Origin of the sequence: Hirschia baltica ATCC 49814, from assembly GCF_000023785.1 — a bacterium.
In the GTDB taxonomy this organism is placed as follows: Bacteria; Pseudomonadota; Alphaproteobacteria; order Caulobacterales; family Hyphomonadaceae; genus Hirschia; species Hirschia baltica.
The window spans coordinates 459,811-477,949 of sequence record NC_012982.1 but is presented as its reverse complement, the minus strand read 5'-3'; the positions used below and the strand labels follow the sequence as shown (position 1 = coordinate 477,949).

The 18,139-nt window shown below is 46.7% G+C and carries 20 protein-coding genes; 15 read left to right on the top strand and 5 right to left on the bottom strand.

Annotated features, from left to right (window positions below; genetic code table 11):
* The first annotated feature begins 69 nt into the window (after positions 1 to 69).
* The 4 genes from HBAL_RS02215 (at position 70) to HBAL_RS02200 (ending at position 2,242) form a co-directional block, all read left to right on the top strand.
* The gene (locus HBAL_RS02215; protein ID WP_015826295.1) at positions 70 to 690 is read left to right on the top strand and encodes a TIGR02466 family protein; all 621 of its coding nucleotides are present in this window, start codon (positions 70 to 72) and stop codon (positions 688 to 690) included.
* Between the two features lie 124 nt (positions 691 to 814).
* Complete coding sequence (locus HBAL_RS02210) at positions 815 to 1,225, top strand: hypothetical protein (protein WP_015826294.1); 411 nt, start codon at positions 815 to 817, stop codon at positions 1,223 to 1,225.
* 127 nt (positions 1,226 to 1,352) lie between these two features.
* Positions 1,353 to 1,700 carry a DUF2853 family protein gene (locus HBAL_RS02205; RefSeq protein ID WP_015826293.1) on the top strand — a complete coding sequence of 116 codons (348 nt, stop codon included), beginning with the start codon at positions 1,353 to 1,355 and terminating at the stop codon, positions 1,698 to 1,700.
* A 77-nt stretch (positions 1,701 to 1,777) separates the two neighbouring features.
* Positions 1,778 to 2,242, top strand: a complete 465-nt coding sequence (locus HBAL_RS02200) for an OsmC family protein (RefSeq protein WP_015826292.1) — start codon at positions 1,778 to 1,780, stop codon at positions 2,240 to 2,242.
* A gap of 46 nt (positions 2,243 to 2,288) precedes the next feature.
* Here HBAL_RS02200 and HBAL_RS02195 read toward each other — a convergent pair whose 3' ends face one another.
* Entirely contained in the window at positions 2,289 to 3,647 is a 1,359-nt protein-coding gene (locus tag HBAL_RS02195; protein ID WP_015826291.1) for a hypothetical protein, read from the bottom strand.
* A gap of 154 nt (positions 3,648 to 3,801) precedes the next feature.
* On the opposite strand from HBAL_RS02195, the gene HBAL_RS02190 reads away from it, so the two are divergent.
* The 5 genes from HBAL_RS02190 to HBAL_RS02170 all read left to right on the top strand — a co-directional run bounded on the left by HBAL_RS02190 (position 3,802) and on the right by HBAL_RS02170 (position 8,494).
* Entirely contained in the window at positions 3,802 to 4,164 is a 363-nt protein-coding gene (locus HBAL_RS02190) for a hypothetical protein (RefSeq protein WP_149037350.1), read from the top strand.
* 153 nt (positions 4,165 to 4,317) lie between these two features.
* On the top strand, positions 4,318 to 5,718 hold the full coding sequence (fumC, locus tag HBAL_RS02185) for a class II fumarate hydratase (RefSeq protein ID WP_015826289.1): 1,401 nt from the start codon (positions 4,318 to 4,320) through the stop codon (positions 5,716 to 5,718).
* Between the two features lie 141 nt (positions 5,719 to 5,859).
* Entirely contained in the window at positions 5,860 to 6,873 is a 1,014-nt protein-coding gene (locus tag HBAL_RS02180; protein ID WP_015826288.1) for a lipid A deacylase LpxR family protein, read from the top strand.
* 236 nt (positions 6,874 to 7,109) lie between these two features.
* Positions 7,110 to 7,814: a class I SAM-dependent methyltransferase gene (locus HBAL_RS02175; protein ID WP_015826287.1), complete on the top strand. Its 705-nt coding sequence runs from the start codon at positions 7,110 to 7,112 to the stop codon at positions 7,812 to 7,814.
* A gap of 128 nt (positions 7,815 to 7,942) precedes the next feature.
* Complete coding sequence (locus HBAL_RS02170) at positions 7,943 to 8,494, top strand: hypothetical protein (RefSeq protein ID WP_015826286.1); 552 nt, start codon at positions 7,943 to 7,945, stop codon at positions 8,492 to 8,494.
* A 7-nt stretch (positions 8,495 to 8,501) separates the two neighbouring features.
* On the opposite strand, the gene HBAL_RS02165 is transcribed toward HBAL_RS02170, so the two are convergent.
* Positions 8,502 to 9,974 (bottom strand): DNA-3-methyladenine glycosylase 2 family protein, encoded by a 1,473-nt coding sequence (locus HBAL_RS02165; protein WP_015826285.1) that lies wholly within the window; start codon positions 9,972 to 9,974, stop codon positions 8,502 to 8,504.
* Between the two features lie 143 nt (positions 9,975 to 10,117).
* On the opposite strand from HBAL_RS02165, the gene ogt reads away from it, so the two are divergent.
* The 3 genes from ogt to HBAL_RS02150 all read left to right on the top strand — a co-directional run bounded on the left by ogt (position 10,118) and on the right by HBAL_RS02150 (position 12,904).
* On the top strand, positions 10,118 to 10,657 hold the full coding sequence (gene ogt / locus HBAL_RS02160; protein WP_015826284.1) for a methylated-DNA--[protein]-cysteine S-methyltransferase: 540 nt from the start codon (positions 10,118 to 10,120) through the stop codon (positions 10,655 to 10,657).
* A 101-nt stretch (positions 10,658 to 10,758) separates the two neighbouring features.
* A complete protein-coding gene (locus HBAL_RS02155; protein ID WP_015826283.1) occupies positions 10,759 to 12,534 on the top strand; it encodes an acyl-CoA dehydrogenase in 1,776 nt (591 codons plus the stop codon).
* Between the two features lie 76 nt (positions 12,535 to 12,610).
* On the top strand, positions 12,611 to 12,904 hold the full coding sequence (locus tag HBAL_RS02150; protein WP_015826282.1) for a hypothetical protein: 294 nt from the start codon (positions 12,611 to 12,613) through the stop codon (positions 12,902 to 12,904).
* A 35-nt stretch (positions 12,905 to 12,939) separates the two neighbouring features.
* Here the strand turns inward: HBAL_RS02150 and HBAL_RS02145 are convergent, their stop codons facing one another.
* Positions 12,940 to 13,278, bottom strand: coding sequence for a hypothetical protein (locus HBAL_RS02145; protein ID WP_015826281.1), 339 nt, complete (start codon positions 13,276 to 13,278; stop codon positions 12,940 to 12,942).
* A gap of 60 nt (positions 13,279 to 13,338) precedes the next feature.
* Between HBAL_RS02145 and HBAL_RS02140 the strand changes: the two genes are divergently transcribed.
* The gene (locus HBAL_RS02140; RefSeq protein ID WP_015826280.1) at positions 13,339 to 13,515 is read left to right on the top strand and encodes a DUF4169 family protein; all 177 of its coding nucleotides are present in this window, start codon (positions 13,339 to 13,341) and stop codon (positions 13,513 to 13,515) included.
* Between the two features lie 23 nt (positions 13,516 to 13,538).
* Here HBAL_RS02140 and HBAL_RS02135 read toward each other — a convergent pair whose 3' ends face one another.
* A complete protein-coding gene (locus tag HBAL_RS02135; RefSeq protein WP_174256049.1) occupies positions 13,539 to 14,732 on the bottom strand; it encodes a tetratricopeptide repeat protein in 1,194 nt (397 codons plus the stop codon).
* A 193-nt stretch (positions 14,733 to 14,925) separates the two neighbouring features.
* On the opposite strand from HBAL_RS02135, the gene HBAL_RS02130 reads away from it, so the two are divergent.
* On the top strand, positions 14,926 to 16,041 hold the full coding sequence (locus HBAL_RS02130; RefSeq protein WP_015826278.1) for an NADH:flavin oxidoreductase: 1,116 nt from the start codon (positions 14,926 to 14,928) through the stop codon (positions 16,039 to 16,041).
* Between the two features lie 21 nt (positions 16,042 to 16,062).
* Here the strand turns inward: HBAL_RS02130 and HBAL_RS02125 are convergent, their stop codons facing one another.
* On the bottom strand, positions 16,063 to 16,617 hold the full coding sequence (locus HBAL_RS02125; RefSeq protein ID WP_015826277.1) for a DUF4287 domain-containing protein: 555 nt from the start codon (positions 16,615 to 16,617) through the stop codon (positions 16,063 to 16,065).
* 141 nt (positions 16,618 to 16,758) lie between these two features.
* Between HBAL_RS02125 and HBAL_RS02120 the strand changes: the two genes are divergently transcribed.
* Positions 16,759 to 18,135 carry a chloride channel protein gene (locus HBAL_RS02120; RefSeq protein WP_015826276.1) on the top strand — a complete coding sequence of 459 codons (1,377 nt, stop codon included), beginning with the start codon at positions 16,759 to 16,761 and terminating at the stop codon, positions 18,133 to 18,135.
* Positions 18,136 to 18,139: the final 4 nt, after the last annotated feature.

Here is an 18,139-nt window from a genome sequence, read left to right as displayed (position 1 = left end):
ACACATAAAAGGCGGCTTGATACTCCAGATCAGGTCGCCTTTTTTATTCCTCCATTATGAGGCACAGATATGAGTATCCAATCCCTTTTCATCACCCAGCTTCTGCGCGATAGCCTCACGCAAGATAAAGACTGGGCAGAGCTGAACCAAGACCTAGAAACAGCCTGTTTGCAAATTGCCGAAGATGATGAAGCCGGCCAAAAATGGTGTGATGAAAACGGCTATGATGGATATACATCCTATGCATCCCTCAACGACCTGCCAGACCGTGCCAGCGCCTTCGCAACCTTAAAAGCAAAACTAGACGCCAAAGCGGATGAATTTGCCAAGGCAAGCCATATGGATATTGGTTGCGCCAAATGGGAAATGGATAGTTTCTGGATTAATATCCTCAATCCACTCGCGGCACATTCTGGTCACATCCATCCCCATTCAGTGATCTCCGGCACGTATTATGTCAAAACCCCGGAGGGGGCTGGCGCACTAAAATTAGAAGATCCACGCCTTGCAATGATGATGAATGCCCCTGCTATCGCTAAAGATGCGCCCTTATCTGCCAAACGTTTCGTCTATGAAAAACCCGAACCGGGCACAGTGATGATGTGGGAAAGCTGGCTACGTCATGAGGTGACTGCCAATATGGGAGAAGATCTTCGCATTTCTATCTCATTCAATTATTCTCTGGTCTAAACTTAAATATTGATATTATCCTTGGTGGTAACAGGTACGAAACTTGCTGAAGGTAAAGTGGTTAAATGTCACACTTATCCCTTAGCCATATTGGAATATTTGAAAGCCAGCCTATATTAATATCATGGTAGACGAAAAATCCCCTTCAGAGCCACTTCAAGCTCATGCCGCTAAGGCGGACAAAACAGCCAAATATTTGCGCATGTTAGCAGGGAAAGCTTTGTCAGGTTTTGCTTTCAGCATCTTCTTTGTTGCCATGCTTTTAGCTTTCGATATTGCAAACCTGAGAACACTCATATTTGCTTCTCAAGACAAATGGGTTGCTTTGTTTATATTGACATTTTTCCTTGGCCTAACCTTCGGATCTGTCCAAATGGGCATCGCCATTATGAACAAATTTGGCAAAGATGACGATGATGATGACAAACCTGGGCGCGGCCCTAAAATGCCTGATCTCGCAGCTTTCCTCGAAGGCCTACTCACACCGCCACCAGAACCCCAACCTATACGGGTCAAAGCGCGCCGCCTTTACTAGCGCAACCCTGCGTCCTATTGCCTATCCCTGATTGACATTACGACTGCATCAGAGAGTTGCCAATTGCTTCAAATTCATTGAAAGTCTTGGTTAATCGCAATTTGATTCCACTTTGGAGGGGAAAATTATGAGCAAACGCGACGATCTCATTGCCAAATATGCCGCTGACCTTAAAGAAAAATGCGGTGAAACACCTGACATGGATTTCCTAACAAAGGTGACAATCGGTTGTGGTCCTTCAATCTACAACAAAGACTCTTCAACTGTGTCAGCCACTGACAAAAAAGAGCTTGAAACTGTAAAGAACAACTTCTTGATTAAGAAGCTTGGCCTAAAAGACAGCCCAGAGCTAGACACAGCGATTGACGCAGTCATCGAAAAATACGGCAAATCAGAGCGCAACAAATTCCGCGCCGTGGTTTACTACCTTCTTGCCAAACACTTCAAAAAAGAAGCGATTTACGACAAGAAATAAGCGCTATTCTATCGCTAAAATTTTAAAGCAGGTATTGATACACATTCGATACCTGCTTTTTTATTGGAGAACTGATATTGGCAAAGCATTTCGCAACAATCACATGGTCCCGTGACAACGCTGACTTCAAAGCCAACAAGCATTCACGTGCCCATGAATGGGAATTTGATGGCGGCCTGAAAGTGCCTGCTTCTGCATCTCCTCATATCGTGCCTTTGCCCTATTCCGTTGAAGAAAATATAGACCCTGAAGAAGCCTTCATTGCCTCTCTATCCAGCTGCCATATGCTCTTTTATCTCCACATGGCTCGCGATGCTGGCTTTGTGGTCAACAGCTACACCGACAAAGCTGAAGGCGAACTCAGCAAAAATGCGGCTGGCCGTATGGCTGTGACGAAGGTCACGCTCAACCCTGTCGTCACCTATGAGGGTGAAAGACCATCTCCTGCGCAGATAGATCAGCTCCACCACGCTGCGCATGAGCACTGCTTTATCGCAAATTCAGTCACCACAGACATCATCACCAACACAGAACATTCCTGACATAAGTTAAGCTCTTAGCTTCACCCAGCGCACAAACACGAAACGACTATGTCTTCACATAAGTCTCAGCTGTCTGGCCAATGCGGGTAAGCATTGCTTCGCGAAATTGCGTTTTGGCATCTTGGCCTAATTCACCGACGCGATCATAGGTAAATAGCTGAACGTCCTTGCGCCATTCATAGGCATGAATAGAGGCTAAGGCTTTTTCCCGCGTATCTTCATGCGCAATAAAAACCGAACGCTTCCACATTTGGGTTGCATCCAGCCTTTCTAGCTCCCATTCCGTACCCGCCGTCACATTGGACAAGTCCACGACAATAACATCGGACGAATTCATGATCATTTTGATCACTTCCTGCCACCAATTATCATGCGTGCGCACCATGAAAGCTTCTTTATTGGACGAACAGGAAACAATGAAATTCAATGGAATTCGATCACGCAATCGCTTTGCCAGACACCGATAATTGCGTGCCGACCCCACCCAAACAGGTCCCCATTTTGCGCGGTTAAACTGGCGAAAAAATAGCCGTATAATCATCCAGACCGGCGTGATCGGTATTAATGCCCAATGACGCGGTATGATATCCAACAGCCAAGACCAAGCTGACTTCTTGAAGAATTTATCAGATAAAGTTGTCGTATGCCCAAAGGGCGTAATGTGACTGGAAATAACGTGAGACAGTGATTTTGAAACCTTCTTATCATTGAATTTGCGCAGCAATAAAATCCGCGCCGGTTGCCCCCGAAACACAACAAATACAAACCAAACCAAAGTAGAGATTGTCAGGACGGTGATAGCAGCATACCCCACTCTCTCACCCCACATCATTTTTTGTCCGGCTGGTGTCGTTTCGGCTTTAATCAGCAAATAATCACGCAGAGAATTTTGCGATTGAAATGCATCAATCCGCATGGAATCAAGCGCGCGCGCCGCCTCAAATTCTTCATCGGTTAAATCACGGTCAGCGTTGTAAAATTCTTCCGCCGTTATAAGGCCGACCTCTTTTGCTTGTTGCAAAGCTGTATCTTCATGTTCAACGCTATAAATGATCGCCCCAAATGCACAGATAATGCTAACCAACATCATCCAGCCCGCCCACAAGCGGATTGCGCGCTTCATTCCAAAAAACACTTTTTTCAACTTGGGTAATTTTGTCGTTTTCACAAAACCTGGGACAATAATATCCGCATCAGAAATCTGTCCGCCCATCGCCAGCAACCGATCCGCTGCAGCTTTACGGCCCTGTTCGCAATGGTCGTTATTGCGCGCCGCCGCCGCCAATTCAACATTGGAAAACCCGTGCAGCTTCTCACGGTCTTTATTGGAAAAAGGCTCACGCGATTTCAAGAATCCATGCGTGCGCCATGCTTTCAACCGCAACTTATATTCGGGACGTGCCATACTGATCGGTCCTGATACAACGACTTTTGTATATCATAGCATGATATGAATTTTTCTCTCTAGTTGGAATTTTTCAGCACATAGACAACAACCTAACATTGTGCATAGTAGATTTAAATTTTCTATTTTTGGGGGGGGAATTATTATGCTTCGCATGACCTTAACTATCATCGCATTTCTGATGACCACACATTACACTTCAGCTATAGCAAATCCTGAATCAAACGACCTAAAACCTGTGACAGTGCATGACCCAAGTGCACAACCAACCACCCCACCAAATGTCGAGCCATTAATTGAAGTTTTGATGCAAACTAGAAAGTCAGCAAGTTGCATTGTCACACTGTCGGTAGACATACAGGGAATCCCTTTCGACTTAACGGCTAAATGCGACTTCGCTGAATATGAACCTGCAGCAATAGAAGCAATGCAAAGCGCAAGGTTCGCGCCTAAATTCATATATAAAACGCCAGTCATCCGCGTCGGCGTGGAATACCCAATCGAATTAAAGATGTAGGCCTAAACTTCATTAAATACGCATATCCGCCCCAAGGACAATTTCTCACACACGCTTCCTAGTTGATCCTTTACGCGCATTGGCTTAATCCATATCGCATAAAACAGCCACGCACTCCCCGTGCGCAAAATATACATTCGAGGACAGCCCCAAATGAGCGACAAAACAACACGCAGCGAAACTGATACTTTTGGCCCAATCGACGTTGATGCGTCAAAATATTGGGGTGCGCAGGCACAACGCTCATTGGGTAATTTCAAAATCGGTTGGGAACAACAACCTCAACCTATCATCACAGCCCTTGGTGTTGTGAAACGCGGTTGTGCAGAAGCAAACATGGCGCTTGGAAAAATGGACAAAGACTTGGGTAAAGTCATCGTTCAAGCCGCTAATGAAGTGATTGAAGGTAAGCTCAACGATCACTTCCCGCTTGTCGTCTGGCAAACTGGATCTGGTACACAGTCCAACATGAACGCCAATGAAGTGATCTCAAACCGCGCCATTGAAATTCTTGGCGGCGAAATGGGGTCCAAAACGCCCGTTCACCCAAATGATCACTGCAACATGTCTCAGTCGTCAAACGACACATTCCCAACAGCCATGCACATTGCTTGCTCTGTTGAGATTGAACACACATTGTTGCCAGCGCTAACAAAACTCTACAACGCGCTAAACGATAAAGCCCAAGAATATAAAGACATTATCAAAATCGGTCGCACACACACACAAGACGCGACACCAATCACATTGGGCCAAGAGTTTTCTGGTTACGCTAAACAAGTTGAAAACGGCATTGAGCGCATCAAGCAAACTCAACCTGCACTCCTAGAGCTAGCACAAGGTGGAACAGCCGTGGGAACTGGACTAGCCTGTCCTGAAGGCTTTGCAGAATTAGTCGCTGACAAAATCGCACAAATCACAGGCTTGCCGTTTAAAACAGCGCCAAACAAATTTGAAAGCCTTGCAGCGCATGACGCAATGGTGTTTGCCCATGGCGCAATCACAACTGTGGCCATGTCTTGCTTTAAAATCGCCAACGACATTCGCTTCTTAGGTTCTGGTCCGCGTTCTGGTTTGGGTGAATTAGCCTTGCCAGAAAACGAGCCAGGTTCTTCCATCATGCCGGGTAAAGTGAACCCAACACAATGTGAAGCGCTCACGCAAGTATGTGCACACATTCACGGCAACAACTCAGCAATTTCTTTTGCAGGCTCTCAAGGCCATTTTGAGCTAAACGTGTTCAACCCGATGATGGCATACAACTTCTTGCAATCGGTGAAATTGCTATCAGATGCAGCTATCTCCTTCACAGACAATTGTGTGGTCGGCATTGAGCCGCGTTTGGACAACATCAAAAAAGGTCTGGAAAACTCTCTCATGTTGGTGACACCACTAAAAGAGAAATACGGTTACGACCTTGCTGCGAAAGTTGCCAAAAACGCGCACAAAAACGGCACGACTTTGAAAATCGAAGCCCTTGCTTTGGGTATCTCGGAAGAAGACTTCGACGCTATCGTCGTCCCAGCCAAAATGATTGGCCCAACACCGAAATAACTAAGCTTTTAGCGCTTAAATCCAAAGCCGCTTCTCTCACCCAGAGGAGCGGCTTTTGTTATTTTTACGCCATGCATTGGAACAAAATGCTCCCTTGATCGTTTGAAACATGAAACGCCACCTAATTTTCAAGGGGAAAACATGTCCAGATTTTCAATGCCCGTGCTTGCCAGTGCAAGCGTCCTAATCGCTATGCCTGCGATTGCTCAAAAGGCTGAAACTTCCCCCGCAAAAGACAATCGAGGCACATTTAATTTCGTTCTGGAAAATGACTGGTTTGGAGATCAAGACCGAAACTACACAAATGGTTTCCGCCTTGGATATTTATCAGCCCCCAAAGATGCCCAATGGGTGGATAGTGCGCTTGCAAACTTGTTCACCAAAGAAGGCGAAGAAGCCACCATACGCCGTGGGTTTGCTGTGGGACATTCTGTTTTCACACCCCGTGATATCAGCGAAACAGAATTCATTCCCGACCAACATCCCTATGCAGGATATTTATATCTTGAAGCGACCTCACTCATTGAGACTGAAAACGCAATTGATCAGGTATCAATTCGTTTAGGCCAAGTTGGAAAATCAGCCGGTGGTGAATGGCTTCAAGAAGAATTTCACAGCCTCATCAGCGACGACCTTCCTCTGGGCTGGGAAAACCAAGTCGGCGAACAATTTGGAGCTGACCTAGTTTATGATCGCAGATATCGCGCGCTCGCAAACTTTGGTAATTCTGACTATGGCGTCGACCTTGTTCCCAATGCAGGTTTCACTCTGGGAACCCTCAACACCAATGCGCGCGCCGGGTTAACTGCGCGTTTTGGGAATGACCTAAAAAACGACTATGGCCCGCCCCGTATCCGCCCTTCCCTTGCCGGTGCTGGATATTTCGAACCGGATGATGATTTTAGCTGGTATGTTTTTGGAGGCGCAGAGGCACGCTATGTCGCCCATGATTACATCCTCGATGGCAGCCTGTTTGACGACACTGACACGCGCTCCATCCACACGGAACGCCTCGTCCATGATTTACAAGCTGGCCTCGTCCTGCAATGGGGCAGAAACCAAATCAGCCTCACCTATGTTGAACGCTCAAAACAATTTGAAGAACAAACCACCCCGCAAAGATTTGGTGCAATCGGCTGGTCAGTCAAACTCTAGTTTTGGCAGTCTAAAGCCGACAAGCCCCAATTAAATCCCCCCGCATGGATCTCCCAATCCATGACGAAAAAGCCGTTTCTCCGCCCCAGAGGAACGGCTTTTTTATGCCATGCATTTCACAAAACACCTTCCTCCATCGCGTCAAAACCAGTTTAAACTCACCAATTGTTATGTTATAACATATCTAAATTGATTTCTATTAGCTGTAGATTTTTCTGTTTCACGAAAGACATGACATGACGGACAACGCGCAATCGCCTCCAATCACAGACTTTTTCAATGCTGACATGGCGCAGGCATATGATGAAAGAAACAGTAAGCTCGCGATCATTCAACAAGACATCCACTTTCTCATCAATCTGGTGTTGGACAAGCTTCCCGATCAAGCGCGCATTCTTTGCGTGGGTGCGGGCACGGGCGCTGAAATTCTGGCTCTATCTCGCATCCATCCTCAATGGCGATTTGTTGCGCTTGATCCTTCCAAATCCATGCTGGATGTCTGCCGCAAAAGATTAGAACAAGAAAACTTGTTGGATAGATGTGAGTTCATCCATGGATATGTCGAAGACATAGAAGATGTAAATGCATTTGATGCCGTGCTCAGCATTATGGTCGCCCACTTTATCCCGCCAGATGCGCGCACATCATATTATAAAAAAATCTACAACTTATTGAAACCAGATGCATATTTCATCTCCACCGAGATCAGCTATGATCTAGAATCTGAACAATTTCACGCCATGCTTGAAAATTGGGGGCAAATACAAAAACTCATGGGTGCCACTCCTGAATCTCTAGAAAATTTGCCAAATACTTTGCGCAATATCCTCAGTGTTATTTCACCCCAAGCAACAGAAAGTATGATCAAAAAAGCAGGGTTTGAACTGCCCGTTCAATTCTTCCAGAATTTCATGGCCTATGGTTGGTACGCAAAAAAATAGGTGAGCAACCGGCTCGCTAAATGACCTCAAAACTGTTGGATAAGAATAATTAATCACAGCATGAGGATTGCAGTTCTGGTCTGATTTTGTTTGAACATCACAAATTCAATAAAAGTCGAGCAATCCTCATGCCCACCATCCCCTCACTTGAAGCTGATTGTTCCAAATGCGCGGCGCTTTGCTGCGTGGTATTTGCCTTTGATAAATCAGATGAATTCGCCATCGACAAAGAGGCTGGGGAAACATGCGTAAATCTGGAAACAGTGGGCAGCAATTGCGGCAAATGCAAAATCCACACAACGCTTAAACAAGACGGTTTTGGCGGGTGCGCCGCTTATGATTGCCACGGCGCGGGTCAACGTTTGATGCAGGAAATCTACAAGGGTAAATCTTGGATAGATGACCCAGCGCTTTTGCCTGACATTATGGATTCTTTTCGCGGTATGCTCATCGTGCATGAATTAATACTGCTATTGCAAACAGCCAGTCGCCTACCGCTTACCGCACTGGAAACTGAAAAATACAATAAATATATGGACCGCCTCTGCCCAGAAAATGGCTGGACAGAGCGCAGCTTGCTCAAGCTTGAAACGAGTGAGTTTAGGTTAGAAGTTGGTGAATTCTTAGTGAGCTTACGCCACCACGCCAATGAAATTCAGCGCCTAATGCGCAAAAACTAAAACCCAATCAATCGGCTAAACTCGACCATAAATACTGCGTGGCATAGGCGCGCCAAGGTCGCCATTTTTGCGCAATGTCTTGCAATTGTTTTGGCTTCACGCGCTCACCTGTCAGTTTTTCATACGCATTGATAAGTGCCGCATCCGCTGCGGGAAAAGCATCAGCTTCTTGCATCGCCCGCATGGCAATATATTGCGCAGTCCAATCACCAATACCTTTTAGCGCGGTGAGTGATTTGATCGTATCCTCCAAACTGGCTCGAATTGAAAACAGGTCTGGATCATTCACAACAGCTTGCGCCATTGCCATCAGTGCACCAGAACGCGCTCGCGGCATTTTAAGATGGGATAAATCAGTCTCACTTAATTTTTTAGCTGTAGGAAAAACATGAGTTAATTGGCTATATCCGCCATTATTTTCTATACGCTCACCATAATCACGCACCAACATACTCCCCAGTTTACGTGCAGCCTCAATCGTAATCTGTTGACCAAGAATTGCACGCATCGCCAGCTCAAATCCATCCCATGCCCCCGGTGCGCGCAGTCCCGGCCTTTTCGCAATAATGGGAGCCAGCAATTTATCTTTTGAAAGGTGTTCAGCCACCAATTCAGGATCAATGGCAAGATCAAGCAAACGCCTGATACGGGCAATAATTTGCGGCAAATCAGATAGCACCGGATAATTAATCCTTGCCTCAATCTTGCCGCCCGATTTGCCTTCAAAATGGGATATCACCACAATGCCAACATTATCGCCCACCGAAATCGTGCGCGCATATTTACCATCAACAACCACCTCCATGCCATCAATGGCACGCGCTGAAAAATATCCCAGCATGGCAGGCCAGTCATAAGGTGCGCGGTAATTTAACTGGACCACCACATCACCTGCCGCCGCGTCTTGCACAGCTTGAGCTTTTTCATTGCGGCGCATTTCACTTGGCGGGCGATCGTAAAGCGCGGCAAAAGTTTCGTTAAAGCGCCGAATACTCCCAAAGCCAGACGCCAGCGCCACTTGCGCGAGGGATAAATTCGTATCTCGTATCAATTGCTTTGCCAGCAAGACCCGCCGCGTCTGCGCCACGGAAATAGGAGATGCCCCTAAATGCTGAGAGAATAACCGGCGCAAATGCCGATCGCCTACGCCCAATCTATCCGCAAGATCTTCAACACTGCCTTCATCTAAAATGCCAAGCTCAATCATACTCAGCGCACGTGAAACAGTATTTGATGTCCCCTTCCATGCGCCAAGGTCAGGTGCTGTTTCAGGACGACACCTTAGACATGGCCGAAACCCTGCCTCCTGCGCGGCTGCTGCGCTGGGATAAAAGTCGACATTCTCCGCCAATGGCGTGCGCGCCGGACAAACAGGCCGACAATATATTCCCGTCGTCTTCACAGCAGTAAAAAACCTACCGTCAAAACGTGTGTCGCGCATAGAGACTGCACGATAGCAAGCTGAGTGATCTAATTCCATAAACTGACCATGACGTTTGGGCTTAAAATCGTCTAGCGGTTTTCGGCTCTCAATGACAAAACATCAACCACGTCCGAAAACCGCGAGTGAAAATTCACAGACTCGCGATAAGCTAGAGCCAGATTCCAAAATGGTGAAACTTGATGCTGACGCTTTTTAAAGAAATTATAGACGGTCCTTTTGGGCACCTTTCTCTCATCATTGATGAAGCCGAAAATCTGCGCGCAGTTGAATGGGAAGATTTTGACGCGAGATGCCAAAAACTTCTCGTGCGTCATTATGGTGAAAATGGCTTCACACTTAATTTAGCACAGAATGACCAGCCATCTACGACAGCTTCGGCACTGATTGACTATTTTGCTGGCAATTTGTCAGCACTAAATCATATCAAAACCGCCACTGGCGGCACATTATTTCAACAGAAAGTATGGACTGCCTTGCGCACAATTCCACACGGCCAAACCCTTACCTATGGTGATCTTGCCAAACAGATAGGAAACCCTAAAGCTGTGCGTGCTGTTGGTTTGGCCAATGGTGCAAATCCTATTGGTATTGTCGTGCCCTGCCACCGCGTCATCGGCACAAACGGAAAACTAACGGGATATGCTGGAGGCGTAGATAAAAAACGCTGGCTATTAGAACATGAAGGCGCAATTCCTGCCTCTCTTTCTCTAGATGTTTAGCCGGTGTAATATCTACTAAATTGATGTAAAATCTTCGGATTTTAAGTTAATATCGTAATTAGAGTTATGCACAAAAGTGCGCATCTATTGTGGAGAATTGAATGCCGTATTCCGCCCCGTTGGAAGCAATCAAAAATGCCTTAAAATTCAACGCAGACATTGATGCTGCAGGCGCAACTGGTGCATTTGAAAACTATGATAGCGACCTTATTGCACCCGTTCTGGAAGAAGCCAACAAACTCGCATCTGGTATTCTCTCACCCCTAAATCCAACCGGCCACCAAAATGGTGCCTCCCTAAAAGACGGTGTTGTCACCTCAGCCCCTGGATTTGCTGATGCTTACAAAACCTTCGCTGAAGGCGGTTGGATTGGCCTTCCTTTCCCTGAAGAATTTGGCGGGCAAGCCCTTCCTAAATCTCTTGCGATCGCTGTGATGGAAATGATCCAAGGTGCCAACCCAGCTTTTGGCCTAAATCCAATGCTGACATTTGGCTCCATAGAAGCCCTCTTGGTAAAAGGCACAGATGAGCAGAAATCCACCTATCTTGAAAAGCTAATTTCAGGGGAATGGACAGGTGCTATGAACCTGACCGAAGCCTCAGCAGGATCGGATGTTGGTGCATTAAAATCAAAAGCTATTCCCAATGATGACGGTTCATTTTCGATTACAGGCCAGAAGATTTTCATCACATGGGGAGAGCATGATGTTACCGATAATATCATCCAGCTAGTTCTTGCTCGCACACCCGATTCACCAGAAGGCTCACGCGGTATCTCACTGTTTCTTGTGCCAAAATTCTTCGTCAACGACGATGGTTCATTGGGCGATCGCAACACTTATCAATGTATTGGACTGGAAGAAAAAATCGGAATTCATGCCTCTCCTACATGTGTCATGGAATATAATGGCGCAAAAGGTTGGCTGATTGGCGAAGAAAACAAAGGCCTCGCAGCCATGTTCATCATGATGAATGCAGCCCGCCTGCAAGTTGGCCTTCAAGGTGTTGCCGTTTGTGAATCCGCCATGCAAGCAGCCAATGCTTATGCACGTGATCGCAAGCAAGGTTCAGCGCCAGGTGTTCAGGGCGATGCAGCCATCATCCACCATCCTGACATTAAACGCACGCTCGTCTCAATGGCCGCGACAACCCAAGCCGCACGGGCAATTGTTTACGCCGCAGCAGGCGCATCTGATCTCGCCGAACATTCCACAGATGACGCGAGCAAAGCTAAATTTAAACAACGTGAAGACTTACTTGTCCCCATCGCAAAAGCATGGGCCACAGATCGCGGATGTGAAATGGCAAACCAAGCTGTGCAAGTCTATGGCGGCATGGGCTTTATGAATGAAACAGACGCTGCTCAAATCATGCTGGATGCACGTATTAATCCCATCTATGAAGGCACAAATGGTATTCAAGCGATGGATCTTGTTGGCCGCAAACTCGCATCTGACAAAGGTGCAGGCATGACAGCCATGATTGCCGAAATCCGCAAGACAATTGCAGATGCCTCCACCACTGGAAATGGCCATTTAGCTATCGTTGCAAACCGCCTCTACACAGCTGCCGGAGCGCTGGAAGAAGCCACAGAATGGATGCTCACCAATATGGCTTCCAACCGCTCCACAGCCCTTGCTGGTGCTACGGCCTATTTGCGCCTGGCCGGCGATGTTATAGGCGGTCATCTGCTCGCTCAGGCAGCTATAGGTTCAATCGAAGCAGACGATAGCTTCAAAGAAAAAGCCGTCATTTTGGCGCGTATTTTCGCTGATGAAACCCTCACTCAAGCCCAAGGGCGTATGGAAGCGGTTTCAGCACCTGCAAATCTTGTGGAAGACGCTATGACAACCCTATTTGAAGCTATAGAAGCTTAATTTTTGCACTGAACATTTTGCGGGTTTCAGCCTAGACTGATCTCAAACCGATTCCTTTTGGAAAAGAGAGACCAACATGACTGAAGCCCCTATCGGCTCAAAAGCCAATAAATCACAATTTGACTGCTATGATGATCTTGCACAAGACGAACCCTATTTCGTCATTCGTGCCCACGATACACTTTCGGATGCTCTAGTAGAATTGCACGCCTATATTGGTGCAGGCCAATCTGGCGCTGCGCACAACAAACTCGCAGACATCATGGCACTCGTTTCTGAAGGCGCTCCTCGCCCCTCGGGAAGCCCAAAATACCGCGAGACATTCGCGATTTCGGCTGCAATGGAGCGTTGGCGTCAGAAAAACGGCTAAGAAAGTAGCAAGCTAAATAAAAGCGAACGCGCAAATCATTCTTGGTTTGCGCGTTTTTTGTTACGCACGAAGCGCCGCCAGCAAAACTCTGCAGCGCCAAACAATGTCATAATTACCAACGCAGCAAACCAAAGAAAATCGGCCTGCTCTTCGCTCACATTTGGGTAGCGCTTTGCGATTTCATAGCCGTATTTTGTAAACATAATAGCAATAAATATCTGTACAAAAAAAGTACGCCCTTCAACAAACTTTTGGCCGAACCATGGTTTTTTGATTTTATCTCGCACTTCATCCGTCATATGCGGACTATTCATAACCGCGCCATTGGGTCCAAACTCAGGAACAAAATTATTTTTTGATTTTTCACTTGGCATTCCCCAACTCCGCTTGCACACTGCAAGTGCAAATCACACCAAATATATTCAGAGTTGTAAATGGTCGAACCAATCAGCCTTAATAAATACCGCAAAGAAAAAGCTAAAGCCGCTCAAAAACAGCAAGCTAAAGAAAATCGTGTTCTATTTGGCGCAACAAAATCCGAGAAGAACCTATTAAAAGCAAGCGATGAAAAGGCTAAAAAAGAGCTAGAAAACAAACGGCTTGACGACTAACAAGACAATCTAAGGGTTTATACTCAACCCGCTGGCAGGCCATCTTCTAGCCTTTCCATGCCACCCTGTTCTGATTCTACAGGTGCAATCTCACCGCTTTCGATCAACTGCTGTGTGAGATAGGCCTGACTATTGCGCAATTCATTCAACCGTTGAAATGCACCTTGTGATAATTTTAAAAAATCTTCGCTTGGCATTGGTCCAGCCAAATCTTCAGCGCGTTGATAAAGCTCGCTTGCTTCTGCGAGTTCTCCAAACATTTCCGCACAAGCACCAAGATTAAAATTCAAAGCTGGCTCATCTGGAAATTGGCTCGCCATATCTTCAAATTGGCGACATGAGGCCATGTTATTTCCAGCTTTGGCCGCAGACAAAGCGCTCTCAAACCCGTTGACGAGTTCCGTGTATGGTAGTGTCGGCGTATCCATTAAGTGAGCTTTAGCTGTGCGTTCAAACGGTGCAATCACCCGCCGCAAACGCGATGCTTGCTGCGCAACAAGACGGCGTTCCATACGGCGGCCTCTATCTTCATGCTCCCAATAATCAAAGCCAAATGCACCTAATCCAGAATGACGCGGTCCCATATGGCGACGATCTATAGGCGCGCCGTCTCTCCGGTTCCCAGACTTGTTTCCCAGCTTGTCATAATAATATGTTTCGCGGCAAACGCGATCACTATCCTGATCACTCAAACGCTCATCAGAGACAATATTTCCGTTTTCTACATTCGCTAAAAGCGCATGAACATGAATTTCAGCACGGATATCAAAACACTCAACTTCATAGGTCACACGCGCTTCGCAATCGAAGGGGCCATCCCATTCCACACATTTTGATCTTTGCTCATAGTATGGCGGCGAGAATGAACTATATGCGTCGACATCTCCAAACCAGACACCTGTAACACCAAGATCTTCACCCATGCGCACGGCCTGCCCAACTGTGCCACCCCATCCATTATCGTAGCTGCTATAAGGAGAGACCGAAAACCAAGGATAACCTTCAAAACTTGTATTTCTCAGCAAGCCGTCCAGACTGGTCGTGAAAGCGTGACCATGAGGGCCAGAAAAACCCATAATCGCGACATCACGTAATTTGGCAGCTTCTGTATTGTATGCGGGTTCTGAAACAACATATTCAAGGCCGGGTGAGGCACAATTGCCCAGGAATGCGGTGGAGAGAATCACGCCAACATATTTCATCGAAAATCTCTGCATAACCAACACCTTAAAAATATGTTTCTATCACCTTATTGCAATTCCCTAGCGGCAACAATCTAAGCATGGAATCAAATTGGGTCGAGATTATGCCACGCTATAAATGTGAATAATAAAGTCTATTCACTGAATGAAACTTGAACGCTTTCTCTACAGCCCCAGCTAAGAACAAACATTGCAAGGAAATTTTTGTATGACTGATACTTCTTCGCTATTTCGTCCGATCAAAATTAAAGGGCTGGACCTTCCCAACCGGATCGTAATGGCACCAATGACTCGGGCATTCAGTCCCAAGGGTATTCCAGGTCAAAATGTGGCTGATTATTATGCCCGTCGTGCTGCGGCAGATGTTGGATTAATCGTCACAGAAGGCACGCTTATCCGCCGTGAATCCGCAGGCGAAAACGAGAACTACCCGCTTTTCTGGGGAGATAAACCTCTGGCGGGCTGGAAAACAGTAGTTGAGGATGTGCACGCTGCTGGCGGAAAAATCGCACCGCAAATCTGGCATCAGGGTGCAGCTCGCGCTGAAGGTAGCGGACACTTTCCAGACGCAAACACCGACAGTCCATCAGGTGTCACTTTCGATGGTAAAGATCTAAATTACACACCAACAGAAGAAGACATAGCCGATATGGTTGCCGCCTATGCAGATGCGGCCCGTGATGCCATGAAACTTGGTTTTGACACTGTCGAAATTCACGGTGCACATGGCTATTTAATTGATGATTTCTTCTGGGATAAGACGAATAAACGTACTGATAAATATGGCGGAGACCTTGTTGGCCGCACGCAATTTGCTAAAGAAGTTATCCAGCAAGTGCGCGCAGCTGTGGGCGATGACACACCAATCATCTTCCGCTGGTCACAATTTAAGCCTTATGCCTATAAAGACAAACTCGCTCACAACCCGACGGAGTTAGAGCCATTCCTTGGTGCTTTGGTGGATGCAGGTGTTGATGTTCTTCACGCAAGTCAACGTCGCTTCTGGGAACCAGAATTTGCTGATATTGATGGAGAAAAAGGCCTCAATTTAGCAGGCTGGTGTAAGAAACTGACAGGGATACCTTCCATCACAGTTGGCTCTGTTTGCCTAGATAATGATTTTCTTTCAACGTTTGGCGGACAAGAAGCAACGGGTGAAAGCAACATAGAAAATCTGATCGAACGGTTAGAGCGCGAAGAGTTTGACATGGTTGCAGTTGGCCGCGCTCTACTTACCGACCCTGAATGGGCAACGAAGGTCAAAGAAGGGCGTTTGGAAGACTTCAAACCTTTCGATAAAGACTCTCTAAAAACATTGGCTTAGCACAAAAAATCTTCAGCTCGCTTAGGCATTGTCATAAGCGAGCTGAAGCCATTTTTCTACTTCCTCATCAATGTCGTCTACAGACATCAATTTGATATTATGGCTCACCATGCCAGCAGGGTTTTTAGCAGCTTCCAATTTACCTTCCCCAGCTTGTCCCTTTAAAGATATCCCTAGATCAACACGTGATTTTGTACTTGGCTGGACCAATGCAAACTGTTTGGATCGACGCAAACTCACATACGCCTTCTTTGGTGCAATTTCGACATCATCTCCATATTTTTGAACTATTGAAATGATAGTCTCGTAAATTGGAAAAAGTGCCGCTTTAGCACCTCCATATTGGGCGGAAATTGGGTCTTCTTCTTGTGGTTCGGATTTTTGACGGAATAGATGCACAATCGTGTTTGCAAAACCATGAGTCACCCCATGGTCTGCCTTCAGAATTTTCATCAACTCGCCATGTTTGGATAGATTTGATTGAGCTAAAACGGAAAACCATTCTTCCAATGACTTACCTGTTTTATCAGGCATATTCTGTATCATTGTTTCTAAGTATTGATCTTGTAATGCCATAATTTCTATCCCACATTTTAACCACGACCCGATCAGTATTACATATTAATCGCCAAATATAATGCTCTATAACTAAATTTCCCGATCTCACTCTCTACAAGCGGTTGACGCGACGCCATTTGGGTGTGTCTAACAAGAAGCATGAAACGTTTATTCTCACCCGCCCGAAAACTCCTAAACAAACAAACATCGACGGCATCAAAGCTGTGGCCGATCGCGCTTGAAATGTGGGTTGTCGCCGCCGTTATCGGCATTGTGGTAGGGCTTGCGGTGATCGGTTTGCGCCGAGTGATCATGGCAGGAGAATTCTTTTTCTTCAGTGCAAAACATGAAAATCTAGCGACAGCTGCTGCTAGTCTTCCCCTATGGCAAATTATTGCTGCGCCGGTGACAGGTGGTTGTTTAGTTGGGATTTTATTGTGGATTGGTAGCAAGCTTGGATGGGGAGATGACCCGCGAGCCTATGGTATTGCAGATGTCATCAAAGCCCGCCGTTTTCCCAAACGTATCGAAAAAACTGGCTTAAATTTTAAAGAAGGTCTGCTTTCGGTTGCGATCTCTGCCATTGCGCTGGGGTCGGGTGCATCAGCAGGTCGAGAAGGCCCTGCCGTGCATATGGGAGCCATGCTTGCACGCGCTGGAACCGTTTGGTTAAACCTAGATATGCGCAATGTTCGCACACTGATTGGGTGTGGGGCAGCAGCTGCGGTTTCGGCTTCTTTTCATGCGCCTTTAGCGGGTGTTTTGTTTGCGCGAGAAGTCATTTTACAACGCTATAGAACTGTGGATATCGGGCCTGTTTCTGTGGCATCTGTTGTTGCTGCATTGCTAGCCAGAGACAGCTTTGGAAACGAGCCAATTTTCGTTGCAAACATCATAGAAAACCCAGATGCGGCTCTCTTTTTAGGGACGCCTTTCATGGGGTTACTTGCCGCTGGTCTTGCCCTAATTATGATCTGGCTGTGGTCAAAAGCACCAGAAACTGGCGAACAATTTGCCAAACACTTACGACTTCCTGTGTGGTTACTGCCGCCTTTGGGTGGACTTGCTATCGGTTTATTTGCGACTGCCTTCCCACAAATTTTGGGGGTTGGGTATGAAAGTACAGCCGCCGCGCTCGCCGGAAGTTATGGTGCACTATTTATGCTGGTTCTGGTGTTTGCCAAAATGGCCGCGACGGCAATTTGTCTGGGTGCCAGATTTGGTAGCGGTGTTTTCTCACCATCGATTTATGTGGGCGCAATGCTAGGCGGAGCCTTTGGGGCTTTTTATGGCTGGATCACAGGTGACACTGAAACGGGTATGGCCTTTTTCACAATTGTGGGTATGGGCGCAGTGTCGGGCGCGGTTTTGGGGGCACCTGTTTCAACCACTTTGATCGTATTTGAACTCACCTCATCCTATGAAACCGCTGCCGCCTGTCTGATATCTGTGTCTTTGGCCACTGTACTGGTGCAATCTCGCGGCGGCGGTATCTTTGAGCGTCAGGTTAAAATGCGGATGCGCCAGAGTTATTGATCTG